Source organism: Stenotrophomonas sp. GD04054, from assembly GCF_029836955.1.
In the GTDB taxonomy this organism is placed as follows: Bacteria; Pseudomonadota; Gammaproteobacteria; order Xanthomonadales; family Xanthomonadaceae; genus Stenotrophomonas; species Stenotrophomonas maltophilia_A.
Genome location: NZ_JAOECR010000049.1, coordinates 21762 through 36494, shown reverse-complemented (window position 1 = coordinate 36494; position 14733 = coordinate 21762). Strand labels below are relative to the sequence as shown.

The 14733-nt window shown below is 68.0% G+C and carries 14 protein-coding genes; 6 read left to right on the top strand and 8 right to left on the bottom strand.

The features are described from left to right. The 6 genes from rsfS to N7573_RS18240 form a co-directional block, all read right to left on the bottom strand. On the bottom strand, positions 1-408 hold a 408-nt coding region (rsfS, locus tag N7573_RS18265; protein ID WP_005418109.1), incomplete at its 3' end, for a ribosome silencing factor. Positions 409-466: 58 nt separating this feature from the next. Then, entirely contained in the window at positions 467-1132 is a 666-nt protein-coding gene (gene nadD, locus N7573_RS18260) for a nicotinate-nucleotide adenylyltransferase (RefSeq protein WP_121504587.1), read from the bottom strand. Positions 1133-1135: 3 nt separating this feature from the next. Continuing rightward, positions 1136-2173, bottom strand: coding sequence for a DNA polymerase III subunit delta (gene holA / locus N7573_RS18255; protein WP_279914006.1), 1038 nt, complete (start codon positions 2171-2173; stop codon positions 1136-1138). Between the two features lie 9 nt (positions 2174-2182). Further along, on the bottom strand, positions 2183-2767 hold the full coding sequence (gene lptE, locus N7573_RS18250) for an LPS assembly lipoprotein LptE (protein ID WP_032128984.1): 585 nt from the start codon (positions 2765-2767) through the stop codon (positions 2183-2185). Between the two features lie 136 nt (positions 2768-2903). Next, complete coding sequence (leuS, locus tag N7573_RS18245) at positions 2904-5546, bottom strand: leucine--tRNA ligase (RefSeq protein WP_279943239.1); 2643 nt, start codon at positions 5544-5546, stop codon at positions 2904-2906. 105 nt (positions 5547-5651) lie between these two features. Then, positions 5652-6254 (bottom strand): DUF998 domain-containing protein, encoded by a 603-nt coding sequence (locus N7573_RS18240; RefSeq protein ID WP_071228709.1) that lies wholly within the window; start codon positions 6252-6254, stop codon positions 5652-5654. A gap of 125 nt (positions 6255-6379) precedes the next feature. Between N7573_RS18240 and trxA the strand changes: the two genes are divergently transcribed. The 3 genes from trxA (at position 6380) to N7573_RS18225 (ending at position 10664) form a co-directional block, all read left to right on the top strand. Further along, positions 6380-7237 (top strand): thioredoxin, encoded by an 858-nt coding sequence (gene trxA / locus N7573_RS18235; protein ID WP_279913228.1) that lies wholly within the window; start codon positions 6380-6382, stop codon positions 7235-7237. A gap of 107 nt (positions 7238-7344) precedes the next feature. Beyond that, the gene (locus N7573_RS18230; RefSeq protein ID WP_125893970.1) at positions 7345-9045 is read left to right on the top strand and encodes a FecR domain-containing protein; all 1701 of its coding nucleotides are present in this window, start codon (positions 7345-7347) and stop codon (positions 9043-9045) included. Continuing rightward, entirely contained in the window at positions 9042-10664 is a 1623-nt protein-coding gene (locus N7573_RS18225; protein WP_279913229.1) for a CHASE2 domain-containing protein, read from the top strand. The genes N7573_RS18230 and N7573_RS18225 overlap by 4 nt, the downstream gene beginning before the upstream one ends. A 52-nt stretch (positions 10665-10716) precedes the next feature. Here the strand turns inward: N7573_RS18225 and N7573_RS18220 are convergent, their stop codons facing one another. Continuing rightward, positions 10717-11169: a transposase gene (locus N7573_RS18220; RefSeq protein ID WP_279913230.1), complete on the bottom strand. Its 453-nt coding sequence runs from the start codon at positions 11167-11169 to the stop codon at positions 10717-10719. Positions 11170-11392: 223 nt separating this feature from the next. Here N7573_RS18220 and N7573_RS18215 point away from each other — a divergent pair, with 223 nt between their 5' ends. After that, entirely contained in the window at positions 11393-11845 is a 453-nt protein-coding gene (locus N7573_RS18215; protein WP_088026717.1) for a DUF4442 domain-containing protein, read from the top strand. Between the two features lie 7 nt (positions 11846-11852). On the opposite strand, the gene N7573_RS18210 is transcribed toward N7573_RS18215, so the two are convergent. Then, positions 11853-13169 (bottom strand): hypothetical protein, encoded by a 1317-nt coding sequence (locus N7573_RS18210; protein WP_279913231.1) that lies wholly within the window; start codon positions 13167-13169, stop codon positions 11853-11855. Positions 13170-13245: 76 nt separating this feature from the next. On the opposite strand from N7573_RS18210, the gene N7573_RS18205 reads away from it, so the two are divergent. Beyond that, positions 13246-13941: a DUF502 domain-containing protein gene (locus tag N7573_RS18205; protein ID WP_005414135.1), complete on the top strand. Its 696-nt coding sequence runs from the start codon at positions 13246-13248 to the stop codon at positions 13939-13941. Further along, positions 13938-14723: a queuosine precursor transporter gene (locus N7573_RS18200; RefSeq protein WP_049437362.1), complete on the top strand. Its 786-nt coding sequence runs from the start codon at positions 13938-13940 to the stop codon at positions 14721-14723. The genes N7573_RS18205 and N7573_RS18200 overlap by 4 nt, the downstream gene beginning before the upstream one ends. Positions 14724-14733 lie beyond the last annotated feature (10 nt).

Here is a 14733-nt window from a genome sequence, read left to right as displayed (position 1 = left end):
GGCCACTTCGTCGTCGCTGGACGGCGGCTGGTCGCCGACGGTCCACAGGCGCTCGAGGGCGTAGAACTCACGCACGCGCGGCAGCATCACATGGACGATCACGTCGCCCAGATCGACCAGCACCCACTCGGCTTCGCGCTCGCCTTCCACGCCCAGCGGCATCACGTCGATGTTCTTGGCGAAGCGCACGACTTCGTCGGCAATCGACTTGACGTGGCGGGTCGAGGTGCCCGAAACGACGATCATGTAGTCGGCAACGCTGGACCGGCCGCGCACGTCGATCTCGACCAGGTCCTTGGCCTTCAGGTCTTCGGTGGCTTGGCGGACGCTGGCCAGCAGTTCCGGCACGGACGGCGGCGGGCTGGGCAGATCGACCTTGATGGTCTGGGGCTGGGTCTGGTTGCTCAAAGTGGATCGACTCGATAAACGTGGGGGCGATTATACGGGGATGGCGCCGCTGCGCCATTCACGGCCTGCCCGGGCGGTACAGCCCGTGTGCAGCCACATAGTCCGCCACGCCGGGTGGCAGCAGGGCGCGCCAGGGGCCGCCGGCGGCGATCTGCGAGCGCACGGCGCTGGCCGATTCCTCGCGCAGCGGGTGGTGCAGGCGCAGGATGCGCCCGGCCGGGCTGGCGAACAGGGCCTGCTCGGTGTCGGCCCAGCGCCCTTCCAGCGCCCGGCCCAGCTCGCCATCCACCGCGGCCTGCAACGGACTACCCGGGCGCTCCGCCACCACGAAATGAGCCAGCCCGAACAACGCCTCCCATTCGTGCCAGCGGGACAGGCCAAGCAGGCTGTCGGCGCCGACCAGCCAGGCCAGCGGCCGGCTCGGCCCCAGCTCGCCGCGCAGCTCGCGCAGGGTGTCCACGGTGTAGGACGGCCGACCGGGGAAACGCGCCGCGCGATCCAGCTCGCGCCGGTCCAGCAGCAGGCCCGGTTCGTCGCCGATGGCCAGCGACAGCATGGTGCAGCGCTGCTCGGCCGTGGCGCCGGGCACGGCACGGTGCGGCGGATCTGCGGCCGGCAGCATGCGCACGGCAACCTGCAGTTCATCACGGGCAGCCCGCGCGATCGCCAGGTGCCCGAGGTGCACCGGATCGAAGGTGCCCCCGTAGTAGATCCGCAGGCTCATTGCTCAGGCCCGCGCCAGCAGGCGCACGGCACGCGGTTCGGCCACAGCCACCAGCAGGCGCTCCAGCGCCAGCCAGGCGTCGCCGTCGGCGCGCCCCTTGGCGATACGGTCGACCAGTCCCGCTTCAGCCACGAAGCGCTCCCAGCGCTTGCTTTCCGGATGCCGCTGCAGCGCGCGCTTGTACGGCGCCTGCCGCGATTCCCAGATGCCGCGCGATTTCATTTCGGCGGCCAGGTTGCCACCACGGGCCTGCACCCGGGCCAGGCCAGCACCGGCCAGCAGCTCGCGGATCACCATCGGCATCAACGCGGCCACCGCCTCACCCTCGCCTCGCAGGCCGGCCAGCATGCGCAGCACCGCTGACGGTTGCCCGGAGAATGTCGCCTCCACCAGCCGGAACACGTCATAGCGGGCGGCATCGGCCACCAGCGACTCCATGCGCTCCACATCCAGCGGCTGGCCATCGGCCAACAGCGCCAGCTTGTCGATTTCCTGGGCGGCAGCCAGCAGGTTGCCTTCCACCCGCTCGGCCAGGCGCTGCACGGCGGCCGGGTCCGCGCGCAGGCCCTTGCCACGCAGGCGGCGCTCGATCCAGTCCGGCAGTTCGTGCGGCTTGATCGCCCACGCCACCGACAGCACGCCGATGCGGTTGACCGCTTCGGCCCACTTGCCCTGGTGCGCCTTGCTCCATTCGTTGGCGGTGATCATCAACACCACGTCCGGCGCCGGATTGGCGCAGAACTGGCTGATCACCTCGGCACCGTCCTTGCCCGGCTTGCCGCTGGGCAGGCGCACCTCGACCAGGCGACGGGCGCTGAACAGGCTGGGGGCATTGAAACTGGCGTCGAGCTGGTTCCAGTCAAAATCACGCCCATCGGCGTCGAACACTTCACGTTCGCCAATGCCCGAGGCGCGCGCACGCGCGCGGATGGCGTCGGCCGCCTCCAGCACGCGCAGGGTTTCCGGGCCGGCAATCAGGTAGACCGGCGCCAGCGCGGTATCAGCGCCCTGGCTGGCCAGCTGCTCCGGACGCAGTTCCATGCGCGCGGCTCAGTGCTTGGCTGCGGGGACCGGCTCGGCCGGTACCGCGCCTTCGATCGGCTTGTCCTTCGGCGCCGACAGGCTGCCGCCCTTCTCGATCTCGGCACGCACCACGCTGTCGATGCGGCGGATGATCGAGGCGGACATTTCCCGGCGCAGTTCATTGGCCAGGATTTCACGTTCGGTGGTGGTACCGGTGGCGTCGGTCGGCGGCGACACGTAGTCGCGCGACAGCTCGATCACCTGCTGCGGCACCAGTTCGCTGCCGTCTTCGCGACGGAAGATGAAGATCACCGCGTAGCGCAGGCTGTATTCCTGCGCACGGCCCTGCGAGTCGATGGCGATCGGCAGGTCGCCCCAGCGCTCGGACAGTACCTGCAGCTGGGCGCTGGGCTCCTTGCTGTCCTCATCGGCCAGCCTGGCGCCGGAGGCCAGCAGGCTGCGGTTGAGCAGCTTGACCAGTTCGCTGTACGGCGCAGTGGAAACCACCTTCACCGGTGCCGTGTCGGTCGGCAGCATCAGCTTGTTGCGCAGATGGAAACCGCAGCCGGCAAGGCCGAGGACAAGAACGAGGGCAAGCAGGATTCGGGTCATGGAGACAGTCTGGCGGAGCCGGGCGATCACGGCAACACACAGCGTGCCCGAAGCCGCGTGAATGCAGGGCCATCAAACGCCGGGCCCTGCACCGGAATGGTACCGGCCACCACGCGGGTGGCCGGTACGGGGTACATCAGGCGGCGACGATGTTCACGATCTTGCCCGGCACGATGATGATCTTGCGCACCGTCAGGCCTTCCATGAACTTGGCCGCGTTGGGCTCGGCCAGGGCCAGCGCCTCGACCTGCTCGCGCGCGGCGTCGGCTGCCACGTCGATGGTGCCACGCAGCTTGCCGTTGACCTGCACGGCCAGGGTCAGTGCGTCGCGCACCAGCGCACCGGCATCGGCCTGCGGGAACGGCTGGTCTTCCAGCAGGGTCTCGTCATGGCCCAACACCTGCCACAAGGCATGGCTGGCGTGAGGGGTGATCGGGTTGAGCAGCAGCACGATGGCCTGCAGCGCTTCCTGGCGCACCGCGCGCCCCTGCGCGCTGCCGTCCTCGAACTTGGCCAGCGCGTTCATCAGTTCCATCACCGCGGCAATGGCGGTGTTGAAGCTGTGGCGGCGGCCATAGTCGTCACCGACCTTGCCGATGGTCTCGTGGGTCTTGCGGCGCAGTGCCTTCTGGTTGGCATCCAGTGCTGCAACATCCAGCGCCGGAGCGGCGCCATCGGCGGCATGCTTCTGCACCTGGGCCCACAGGCGGCGCAGGAAGCGGGCCATGCCATCCACGCCGGCTTCGTTCCACTCCAGCGACTGTTCCGGCGGCGCGGCGAACATCGAGAACAGGCGCACGGTGTCGGCGCCGTACTTGTCGACCATCGCCTGCGGGTCCACGCCGTTGTTCTTCGACTTGGACATCTTCTCGGTGCCACCGACCACCACCGGCTGGCCGTCGGCGATCAGGGTCGCGCCGGTGATGCGGCCGCGCTCGTCGCGCTGCACTTCCACATCGGCCGGGTTGATCCAGTCCTTCGAGCCATCCGGGTTCGGGCGGTAGTAGGTCTCGGCAATCACCATGCCCTGGCACAGCAGATTGCGCGCCGGTTCGTTGCTGTCCACCATCCGCGCGTCGCGCAGCAGCTTGTGATAGAAGCGGAAGTACATCAGGTGCAGGATCGCGTGCTCGATGCCACCGATGTACTGGTCGACCGGCAGCCAGTAGTTGCCGCGCTTGTCGACGGCATCACGGGCACCCGGCGAGGTGTAGCGGGCGTAGTACCAGCTCGACTCCATGAAGGTGTCGAAGGTGTCGGTCTCGCGCTCGGCCGCGCCGCCGCAGTCCGGGCAGGTGGTCTTGCGCCATTCCGGATCGGTCTTGATCGGCGAACCGGTACCCGAGAATGCCACGTCCTCCGGCAGCACCACCGGCAGCTGTTCTTCCGGCACCGGCACCGCACCGCACTTGGCGCAGTAGATCACCGGAATCGGGCAGCCCCAGTAGCGCTGGCGGCTCACGCCCCAGTCGCGCAGGCGGTAGTTGACGCGGCGCTGGCCCTGCGCCTTGCGCTCGAATCGTTCGGCCAGGGCTTCGAAGGCACCCTGGAAATCCAGGCCATCGAACTCGGCCGAGTTGACCAGCTCGAAGGCACGGCTCTTGTCGCTGTACCAGTCCTGCCAGCGGCTGCCATCCCAGGTGCGCTCTTCTTCGGTACGCGCATCCTTCAGCGCGATCACCTGCTTGATCGGCAGGCCGTACTTGTTGGCCACTTCGTTGTCGCGCTGGTCATGACCCGGCACGGCCATCACCGCGCCGGTGCCGTAGCCCATCAGCACGAAGTTGGCGACCCACACCGGCACCGGCTCGCCGGTGACCGGATGCAGCGCACGCAGGCCGGTGTCCATGCCGCGCTTTTCCTGGGTTTCCAGTTCCGCCTCGGACACGCCACCCTGCTTCAGGTCGGCCAGCATCGCGGCCAGTTCCGGGTTGTTCTTCGCCGCATGCAGCGCCAGCGGATGTTCGGCGGCGATCGACACGAAGGTCACGCCCATCACGGTATCCGGACGGGTGGTGAACACGCGCAGCGGATCCAGCACGCCGCCGTCAACGTCACGTACGTCGAACTGGATTTCCAGGCCCTCGGAGCGGCCGATCCAGTTGCGCTGCATGGTCTTGACCGAATCCGGCCAGCCGTCCAGCTCGTCCAGGCCGTCCAGCAGTTCCTGGGCGTAATCGGTGATACGCAGGAACCACTGCGGAATCTCGCGCTTCTCGACCAGGGCGCCGGAGCGCCAGCCGCGGCCGTCAATCACCTGCTCGTTGGCCAGCACGGTCTGGTCGACCGGGTCCCAGTTCACCACCGCATTGCGGCGGTAGGCCAGGCCCTTGCGCATCAGGCGGGTGAACATGCGCTGCTCGTGGACGTAGTAGTCCGGGCGGCAGGTGGCGAACTCGCGCGACCAGTCAACGGCATAGCCCATGGCCTTGAACTGGCCACGCATGTGCTCGATGTTCTTGTAGGTCCAGGCCGCCGGTGCGGTCTTGTTCTTGATCGCGGCGTTTTCCGCCGGCAGGCCGAACGCGTCCCAGCCCATCGGCTGCAGCACGTTGTGGCCGGTCATGCGCTTGTAGCGGCTGATCACGTCGCCGATCGTGTAATTGCGCACGTGGCCCATGTGCAGCGCACCGGACGGGTACGGAAGCATCGACAGGCAGTAGTACTTCGGCTTGTCCGAAGTCTCGTCGACTTCGAAGGCACGGGTGGCGTCCCAGTACTGCTGGGCGGCGGATTCAACCTGCTGCGGGTCGTAGGCGTTGGTTTCAGCGCTGGTCATGGAACACGCGGATGCGGCGGCAAAGCGGTACAGCGTACCGCAGTGCGGCAAACGTCTCCAATCCCGCCCGCTGAAGGCCGGCTCCGCGAGCGCCCGAGGCCGGTCTCAGCGCGGCCGCGACAACGGCAGGGCCAGGGCCAGCCAGGCCGTCCAGCAGGCGAACGCAAGCCGTTGTGCCAGCGGCGCCGCCAACACGCCCTGCAGGGCAAACGCCGCCAGCGCGGCCAGTACGCCACAGGCGAGCGCCACTGCGCCCAGCGCGCGGCCATGCGCCTGGCGCAACTGCGACGTGCCCAGCAACAGGGTCCCGGCAACGAAACCCAGCACCCAGATCATCCAGGCGCTGGCATGCAGCTGGCTGGCCGGCCCGTGCAGGTCATCCACATCCAGCGGCAGCAGCCCCATCGCGGCGAACGCCAACCCGGCCAGCAGCAGCATCTGGCTGCCCACCCGGGGCGCCCAGCCGGCGGTTGCCGGCAGCCCACGGCGCAGGCACTCGGCCACAACCACCGCCAGCAGGCCCGGCAGCACGAAGCCCAGCAGATTGAAGGCCAGCGCATGCGGCACCCCCTGTGCTCCCAGCAGCGCCACCGGGTGGCGAGCCTGTGCGTAGCCTTCCAGGCCGGCGCCGAAACCGAGCACCGCCAGCATGAACAGCAGTGCGGCGACCAGACCGGACAGGCGCAGCAACGGGGACAGGGACGACATGCAGGCTCCGGAAAGGACGGCGACAGGAAGGCGGCATTGTCAGGCATTTACTACAACCCGGGTTGAGACCGGCATCGATCGTCACCATAGAATCAGTCTCCAGACGCCAAACGATGCTTCCCCCCATGACCGAGACGACCTACGTATTCGACGCCACCACTGCGACCTTCGAGGCCGAAGTCCTGCAGAAGTCGCTGCAGACGCCGGTGCTGGTCGACTTCTGGGCCACCTGGTGCGGGCCGTGCAAGACCCTCGGGCCGATGCTGGAAAAGCTGGCAGCCGAGTACAACGGCGCCTTCGAACTGGCCAAGGTCGACGTCGACAAGGAACAGCAGATCGCCGCCGCCTTCCAGATCCGCTCGGTGCCGACCGTGTTCCTGGTCAAGGGCGGCCAGCTGGTGGACGGCTTCCCGGGGGCCATCCCGGAAGGCCAGCTGCGTGAATTCCTGGCCCAGCACGGCATCGTGCCGGCCGACATCGGCGACGCCGTCGCCGAAGACGAAGCGCCGCTGGACCCGCAGGCGCAGGTGGACGTGCTGCGCGCGCAGATCGCCGCCGAGCCGGACAAGGACGAGCTGAAGCTCGACCTGGCGCTGGCCCTGCTGCAGATCGGTGGCGTGGATGAAGCCGGTCTGCTGATCGATGGCCTGCCCGCCAATCTGGCCACCGACGACCGTGCCGTGCGTGCACGCGCCCGGCTGGCCTTCGCCTCGGCCCTGAAGGACGCCCCGGCCGCCGAAGCGCTGGACGCGCGCATCGCCGCCGATGGCAAGGACCTCAACGCACGCCACCTGCGTGGCGTACAGCTGCTGCTCAGTGGCCACGACGAAGCCGCGCTGGGCCAGTTCCTGGAAATGCTGCGGATCGACCGCACGTTCGAGGACGGACTGCCGCGCAAGGCCCTGATCGACGCCTTCAATGTGATCTCCGACGAGGACCTGGTCGGCCAGTACCGCCGCCGGATGGCCTCCCTGCTGTTCTGAACGGGAACCCACTTCGTTCAGAATCCCTGCACTGAACGCGGGCAATAATGCGCGGGATGGCGGCCGTACGGTCGCCACGATCCGTTCGGGGGGATGAGGTCGGGGCCATGGGGTCTTGCAGCTGCGCCCCCGCATTGCCGGGATTGCAAACTGTGACCTTCGTCCGCTCGCTGTCGTTCGCCATGCGCTTCCAGGGCGCGCTGCTCTGCGCTCTTCTCTTCCTGCCGGCCATGGCCGCCGCCCAGGACTGGAACTACCGGGTCCGTCCCGGCGATACCCTGTGGGATCTGGGAGGCCTGTACCTCAAGCCCTCGGTGCGCTGGCAGCAGCTGCAACAGCACAACCGCATCGACAACCCCTACCAGCTGCCACCGGGGCAGCTGCTGCGCTTCCCGATCAGCTGGCTGCGCATCGAACCGGCACCTGCCCGCGTGCTGTCGGTGCGCGGCAAGGTCGAACTGTCAGGCGCCGATGGCAGCGCCTCGCGCGCGATACTCGCCGGGGAACAACTTCGCATCGGTGACACCGTGCAGACCGAAGGCGACTCCAGCGTCACGCTTGAATTCGCTGACGCCTCGCGCCTGCAACTGCGCGAGTACTCCCGGCTGCGCCTGGACCAGCTCAGCCGCTACGGCCACACCGGCATGGTCGATACCCGCCTGCGCCTGCAGCAGGGCCGCGCCAGCAATCGGGTGACACCTGCCCGTGGCCCGGCCTCGCGCTACATCATCGATGCACCTACGGCGACCAGCAGCGTGCGCGGCACCGTCTTCCGGGTCAGCGCCGGTGACACCGGCCAGGTGGCTGCCACCGAAGTACTACAGGGCAAGGTGCAGGTCGGCAACACCCACGGCAAGCGCCTGGTCCAGCCTGGACAGGCCAGCCGCAGCAGCAGCGCCGATGCCGCACCGGACGCTGTCTTCGCCCTTCTTCCAGCGCCGCAGCTGCGTAGCGACGAGGTGCGCCTGGCGCCCCTGCCGACCCTGCTTGCCTGGGACCCCGTCGACGGCGCCGCGCGCTACCGCGTGGAAGTGGTACAGGCAGCGACGCCGGAAATCCTGCTGTTTGCCGCCACCACCGCCGACACCCGGCTGGCGATCGGTGACCTGCCCCCCGGCCAGCTGCGCATCCTGTTGCGCGCGGTGGATGCGCAGGGCGTGGAAGGCCTCGACGCCAGCGCCGATTTCGAACTCAGCGACCAGCCCCCGCCGCCGCTCACCGTGGCCCCCCTGCATGGGCAGACCGTCAACAGTGACCGCCCGCGCTTCCGTTGGAGCCAGGCGCCGGGCGCGCGCAGCAGCGTGCTGCAGATCGCCGCCGAGCCGAGCTTCGTGCAGCCACTGCAGGAACAGAGCACCCCAGGTACCGACCTGCGCCTGGCGCAGCCGCTGCCGCCCGGCGAGTACTTCTGGCGGGTGGCGTCGCGCGACGGCAACGGCCACCAGGGCCGCTACGGCCAGGCCCTGCCCCTGCAACTGAGCAATGAACCGGTCGACCCTGCCCTGCAGCCGCCTGAGGCCGCGCATGGCGAACTGACCCTGCGCTGGCAGGCCGGCAGCGAAGGCCAGCAGTACCGGGTGCAGGTGGACCGTCGTGGCGACTTCAGGGCGCCCCTGGTCGACCAGACCGTGAGCGAGCCGCAGGTCAGCTTCAAGCGGCCGTGGAGCGGCACCCTGCATGTGCGTGTGCAGTACATCGACGACGATGGTCATGCGGGTGAGTACTCACCGGCCCAGCAGATCAAGCTGCCCTGCCGCCTGTGCTACGGCGCCGGTGGTGGCGCCCTGCTGCTGTTGCTGTTGTTATGAGGCGCTCGCCGCTGCCGTGGCCGAAGCGGATCCTGCTGGCACTGCTGGCCGGGGTGCTGACGGTGATCGCCAGCCAGGGCCAGTGGCTGTGGCGACAGGACGAAGCGGCCTACGACGCCATGGTCGGCAACTGGGACTACCGCCCCGACCCCAGCGTGCTGATCGTGGCCATCGACGAGGGCAGCCTGCAGCGCATCGGCCAATGGCCCTGGCCCCGCTCGATCCATGCCCGCCTGCTCGACCGGCTGACCGATGCCGGTGCCGAGCGCGTCGCACTGGACCTGATGCTGTCCGAACCTGATCGTCGCGACAACCGCCAGGACGATGAACTGGCCGCCGCGATACGCCGCAACGGCCGGGTGGTGCTGCCGGTACTCGCGGCACCGGCCGCCGGCGACCGCATGGCCGAGGAAATGCTGCCGATTCCGCAGATCGCGGCCAGTGCCGCAGCGATCGGCCACACCGATGTGGAAGTGGATGGCGATGGTGTCGCGCGCGGCGTGTACCTGCGTGCCGGCATCGGCCAGGCCCACTGGCCAGCACTGGGCCTGGCGCTGGCCGACCTGCCGGCGGGCGCGGTGCACGGCCTGCCCGACCCCGACCCGGAGATCGGTTCGCCCTATCAATGGCGGCGCAACGACTACGTGCGGGTGCGTTATGCCGGACCGCCCGAACGCCTGCCGCAGGTGTCCTATGCCGATGTGCTGGATGGTCACGTGGACATGGCGATGCTGCACGGCCGCCGCATCGTGGTGGGCATGACCGCCAGCGGCATCGCACCGCGGCTGCTGACCCCGACCACCCGCGAGTTCTGGATGAGCGGCAGTGAGTACCAGGCCAACATCGCTTCGATGCTGCTGCAGCACAAGCAGATCGACCTGCTGCCCCGCCTCTGGCAGCACGCCATCAGTGGCGTCCTGGTGGCACTGTGCGTGATCCTGCTCGGCCTGCGCCTGCCATGGCTCGCGGCGCTTTGCTCGCTGCCGCTTCCACCGCTGCTGAGCTGGTTGCTGTTGCGCGCCGGTGACCTGTGGTGGGCACCGGCCAGCGCCATGCTGGGCATCCTGCTGGTGCTGCTGGCCTGGGCGACCTGGCGCGTCTCGGCCTGGCACCGCCTGGCCAACCGCGATGCGCTGACCGGTCTCGGCAATCGCCTGCGTTTCGAACAGTCGCTGCAACAGGAATGCGATGCCGCGCGACGCAGTGGCAAGTCCTTGAGCCTCGCACTGATCGACGTTGACCATTTCAAGCGCCACAACGACCGCCACGGCCATCAGGTCGGCGACCGCGTGCTGCGCGATGTTGCACGCCTGATCGGTGCGCATGCGCGACGCCCACGCGACATGGCCGCGCGCTACGGTGGCGACGAGTTCGCACTGGTGCTGCCCGATACCCCGGCCGAGGGCGCGCGCCAGGTCATCGAGGACCTGATCGCCTGCGTGCGTGCACTGCCGGCGCCCGGTGACGGCAGCGAAGCAGGCGTCACCCTCACCATCGGCGTGTTCACCCGCGTACCCGACGGCACGCTGCAACCACACCATTTCGTCGAAGGCGCCGACACCGCGTTGTACCAGGCCAAGGCCAACGGCCGCGACGGGTATGTCATCGACGGCGCATGAAGCAGGACATGCACCCCACCTGTAGAGTCGAGCTTGCTCGACTGCCTCCGCCTCATTCCAGCGGCCAGCGACACCACGCAAGCGGATAGTCTCCCAGCCGCGATGTCAGGCCCGCGCGCACGGGGTTGGCCAGTACATACAGTGACTGTTGCCGAACATCCTCCTCATTCCGGATCAGATGATCGTAGTAGCCCCGCTGCCACACCGGCAGTTCTTCATCGGAGTGCGCATTGACTGCAATGGCCACTCTGGACTTCAGTGACTGCATGCATCGTCCCAGGGTTCCTTGACGCAGCTGCATGACCCAGTGCAGATGATCGGGCATTGCCACCCAGGCAAATGATCGCGTGAGTCCACGGCGGTGACTGTCACGAAGGCCGTCCATCAGGGTCGCCGCGTGTCGCGTATCTGCAAAGATGCGTCGACGACCCGCAGTGACAGTGGTGACTACGTAGAAGCATCCGATTGCGGAAAATCGACCGCGCAACAAGGCAGGGCTGGGCATGTAAACAGCATGGACCGGGGACCGAGCCGTACCCATCGGGAAAACCCTGAAATAGCTATCGGATGGCGTCGAGCGTATTCGCTGCTGCCCTTGAAAGCAGTCGAGCAAGCTCGACTCTACAATTCGCCGGACCACGCCCGAATTGTGCGGACGCTCGCCCGGGGTGCAACATACGCATGCGAATGGTTAGACTGGGCGCCTCGCCCTGCGCCCCCGGACCCGCATGAACGCCCGCCTGTTCCGCTTCGGTATCAATCTCTGGCCGCCGTTCCTGTTCACCGGCATCCACGTCACCCGGGTCTCGCCGGACTACCGGCAGATCGACGTCGAACTGCGCATGCGGCCCTGGAACCGCAACTACGTCGGCACGCATTTCGGCGGCAGCCTGTTTGCGATGACCGATCCGTTCTGGATGCTTGGCCTGCTGCACATCCTCGGCCGCGACTACTACGTGTGGGACCGTGCCGGCGCCATCGATTTCCTCAAGCCCGGCCGCGGTACCGTGCGTACCTCGTTCCGCATCGACGACGCACTGCTGGACGAACTGCGCGCCGAAGCCGCCACTGGTGACAAAGTGCTGAGGTGGTTCAGCAATGATGTCGTCGATGAAAGCGGCGAGGTGGTCGCCCAGGTGCGCAAGCAGGTCTACCTGCGGTTGAAGCCGCACGCACGCTGAGCGCGCTTCAGTCGCGTCCCGCCGCAGTCGAAGCCGATTCCTTCTGCAACGGCACCGACAGCCACGGGTTCTCTTCAGCGCTGCGCGCTGGAGAGCGACGCGGCACCTGCAGGTGGCGGCCGTCGGCCGACAGCTGCGGCGCCCGCACCGGCGAGCGGAACTGCACCGGCAGCCGCTGCAGTGCGTCCACCGGATCATCCGTCTGCTGCCGCAGCCAACGCTGCGCCCCCAGCAGCCGCACCATCGCCGCGGCATCCTGTGGCCGTGACGAATAGGCAGGATAGATCGGCGCGGCGATATTGGTCAGCACGCAGCCCATGACGTTCGACAGACAGCCGAAGTCATGCTGCGGTGGCGCCGGCACTGGCAACGGGCGATCCGCTTCCAGCGCCGATGTGGCTGCCGCGCCACAGGCCCAGCCAAGATTGCCGGCCGCGCGGGCCAGGGTGCTGCTGCGATCCAGCACCAGCACGCCGCCGAACTCCCGCGCCGATGTCTCGATCGCCGCCCGGCTCATCGCGTACTCACCCTGCATGGCACGGCACAGGCTCTGTTCCTCGGCCCGCAGCGGCTGCATGGCCTGTTCGCACTCCGCCGGCAAGGGGTGGTCGACCGGCAGTTCGACCAGCATGTCGGCCAGCAGCTGGGCATTGGCCTGCACCAGGCTGGCACCGATGATGCTCTCGACCAGATAGCTGCTGCCGGGCAACAGCCGCCGGCCCAGTTGCAAGCCACGGCAGGCACCTCGCAGGGCACCGTCGATATCGCCCTGCACGTACGCCAGCGCGCGTGCACTGGTGGCGTCCATCACCACGCCATAGGTCGGCAACGGAACCAGAACGCCCTCGCCCTTCGGCGGGAACGGCGACATGAAGTAGTCCGCTTCGGCCAGCTGATCCAGCCGCGCATGCAACTGCTGGTGCCCAGCATGGGCCTCCACGAAGCGTTGCGGGTCCGCGCGGACCTGGGCGAGGCAGCCGCTGGCGGCCGGCCCGCAACTGGCACCGGGCCGCGAGCGCAGCTCGGCATGGTTGGCCACCAGGTGTGTCTGGCCGCCGCTGCTGCCCCGCAGGTCGGCCTCCCAACGGCGCACGTCCTCGGCCAACGCCTGCTCGCGCTGGCGGGCATCCAGATCGTCGAACGGCAGCGTCCACAACAGGGCATAGCCGTTGTGGCCAGTCGCCGGCAGGCGTGCTTCCAGTCGCTGCTGCGCCTGCAGCCGCGATTCGGGCACCGGCCACATGCGCGAGGCGCACCACACCACGATGGCCAGCACCAGCAGGCCTGCCAGGGTCCAGCCCAGTCCGCGCAGAATCTTCAACACAGCTTCCCTTCCATGTGCCGTCGCCGCAGTCGATTCCCCAGCGTAATCGACAGGCAGTGGCCGCTACAATGCGCGCATGTCGCTAGAAGCCCCCGCCCTGGTCCCCCGCCCCTCCCTGCAGCGCCTGTTCCTGACCGGCCTGCTCACCCTGCTGCCGATCTGGCTGACCTGGGTCGTGGTCAAGTTCGTGTTCGTGCTGCTGTCGGGCATTTCCAGCCCCTTGGTGGTACCGCTGTCCGAGCAGATCGCGACAAGCTTCCCGCACTACCTCGGTTGGGTCCGCGCCGAATGGATCCAGGACACCATCGCCCTGCTGGCCACCCTGCTGGTGATCCTGGCGGTGGGCGTGGCCAGCCGCCGCGTGCTCGGCCAGCGCCTGCTGCGCTGGGTGGGCGCGGTCATCAAGCGCATTCCGCTGGCCAGCATCATCTACGACAGCGCCAAGAAGCTGCTGGACATGCTGCAGACCGAGCCGGGCAGCACCCAGCGCGTGGTGCTGATCGACTTCCCGCACCGCGACATGAAATCGGTCGGCCTGGTCACCCGCGTGATCAAGGAACACGGCACCGACCGTGAGCTGGCCGCGGTGTATGTGCCAACCACGCCGAACCCGACCTCGGGCTACCTGGAAATCGTGCCGGTGGAACTGCTGACGCCGACCGACTGGACCGTCGACCAGGCCATGAGCTTCATCATTTCCGGCGGTGCCGTGGCGCCGTCCAGCGTGCCGTTCACCCGTGCCGGCGAACGCACCGGCGAACGCACCGAATGACCCCGGCGCCGATCGAGCGCCCGCTGCAGGACCGCGCGGTCCTGCTGTTCATCGTGCTGGCCGCGTTCTTCTGCGGCAATGCGGTGCTGGCCGAGCTGATCGGAGTGAAGATCTTCGCGCTGGAAGACACCCTGGGCATCGCTCCGCTGAACTGGAACCTGTTCGGCCAGACCGGCTCGCTCAGCTTCACCGCCGGCACCCTGTTGTGGCCGGTGGTGTTCATCATGACCGACACCATCAACGAGTTCTTCGGCAAGCGCGGCGTGCGCTTCATCTCGTGGCTGGCGGTGGTGCTGATCGGCTACGGCTTCCTGTTCGCCTTCGCGGCCATTTCGCTGGCGCCGGCCAGTTGGTGGGTCACGTCGATGGATGGCCACGGCGTGCCGGACTACCAGGCGGCATTCGCAGCGGTGTTCGGCCAGGGCATGTGGACCATCGCCGGTTCGCTGGTGGCCTTCCTGCTCGGCCAGCTGATCGACGTGGCGGTGTTCCATCGCATCCGCCAGGCCACCGGCGAGCGCCACGTGTGGCTGCGTGCGACCGGGTCCACCGCGATCTCGCAGGTGGTGGACAGCTTCGTGGTGATCTGGATCGCCTTCGTGCTCGGACCGCAGCACTGGCCGACCTCGCTGTTTCTGGCCGTCAGCAGCGTCAACTACATCTACAAGATGGGCTTTGCGATCGCCCTGATTCCGTTGCTGTACCTGATGCGGCGTGCCATCACCCGCTATCTGGGTGCCGAGCGAGCCGCATCATTGCGCGCCGCCGCTGCGGCTGACTGAAGCCCCAGCA

Coding starts and splice junctions, on each gene's coding strand:
- N7573_RS18220 (WP_279913230.1), bottom strand. CDS start 11,169: ATGCCCAGCCCTGCCTTGTTGCGCGGTCGATTTTCCGCAATCGGATGC.
- N7573_RS18240 (WP_071228709.1), bottom strand. CDS start 6,254: ATGTCGTCCCTGTCCCCGTTGCTGCGCCTGTCCGGTCTGGTCGCCGCA.
- lptE (WP_032128984.1), bottom strand. CDS start 2,767: ATGACCCGAATCCTGCTTGCCCTCGTTCTTGTCCTCGGCCTTGCCGGC.
- N7573_RS18215 (WP_088026717.1), top strand. CDS start 11,393: ATGAACGCCCGCCTGTTCCGCTTCGGTATCAATCTCTGGCCGCCGTTC.
- holA (WP_279914006.1), bottom strand. CDS start 2,173: ATGGAACTGCGTCCGGAGCAGCTGGCCAGCCAGGGCGCTGATACCGCG.
- N7573_RS18225 (WP_279913229.1), top strand. CDS start 9,042: ATGAGGCGCTCGCCGCTGCCGTGGCCGAAGCGGATCCTGCTGGCACTG.
- leuS (WP_279943239.1), bottom strand. CDS start 5,546: ATGACCAGCGCTGAAACCAACGCCTACGACCCGCAGCAGGTTGAATCC.
- nadD (WP_121504587.1), bottom strand. CDS start 1,132: ATGAGCCTGCGGATCTACTACGGGGGCACCTTCGATCCGGTGCACCTC.
- trxA (WP_279913228.1), top strand. CDS start 6,380: ATGACCGAGACGACCTACGTATTCGACGCCACCACTGCGACCTTCGAG.
- N7573_RS18200 (WP_049437362.1), top strand. CDS start 13,938: ATGACCCCGGCGCCGATCGAGCGCCCGCTGCAGGACCGCGCGGTCCTG.
- N7573_RS18230 (WP_125893970.1), top strand. CDS start 7,345: ATGGGGTCTTGCAGCTGCGCCCCCGCATTGCCGGGATTGCAAACTGTG.
- N7573_RS18205 (WP_005414135.1), top strand. CDS start 13,246: ATGTCGCTAGAAGCCCCCGCCCTGGTCCCCCGCCCCTCCCTGCAGCGC.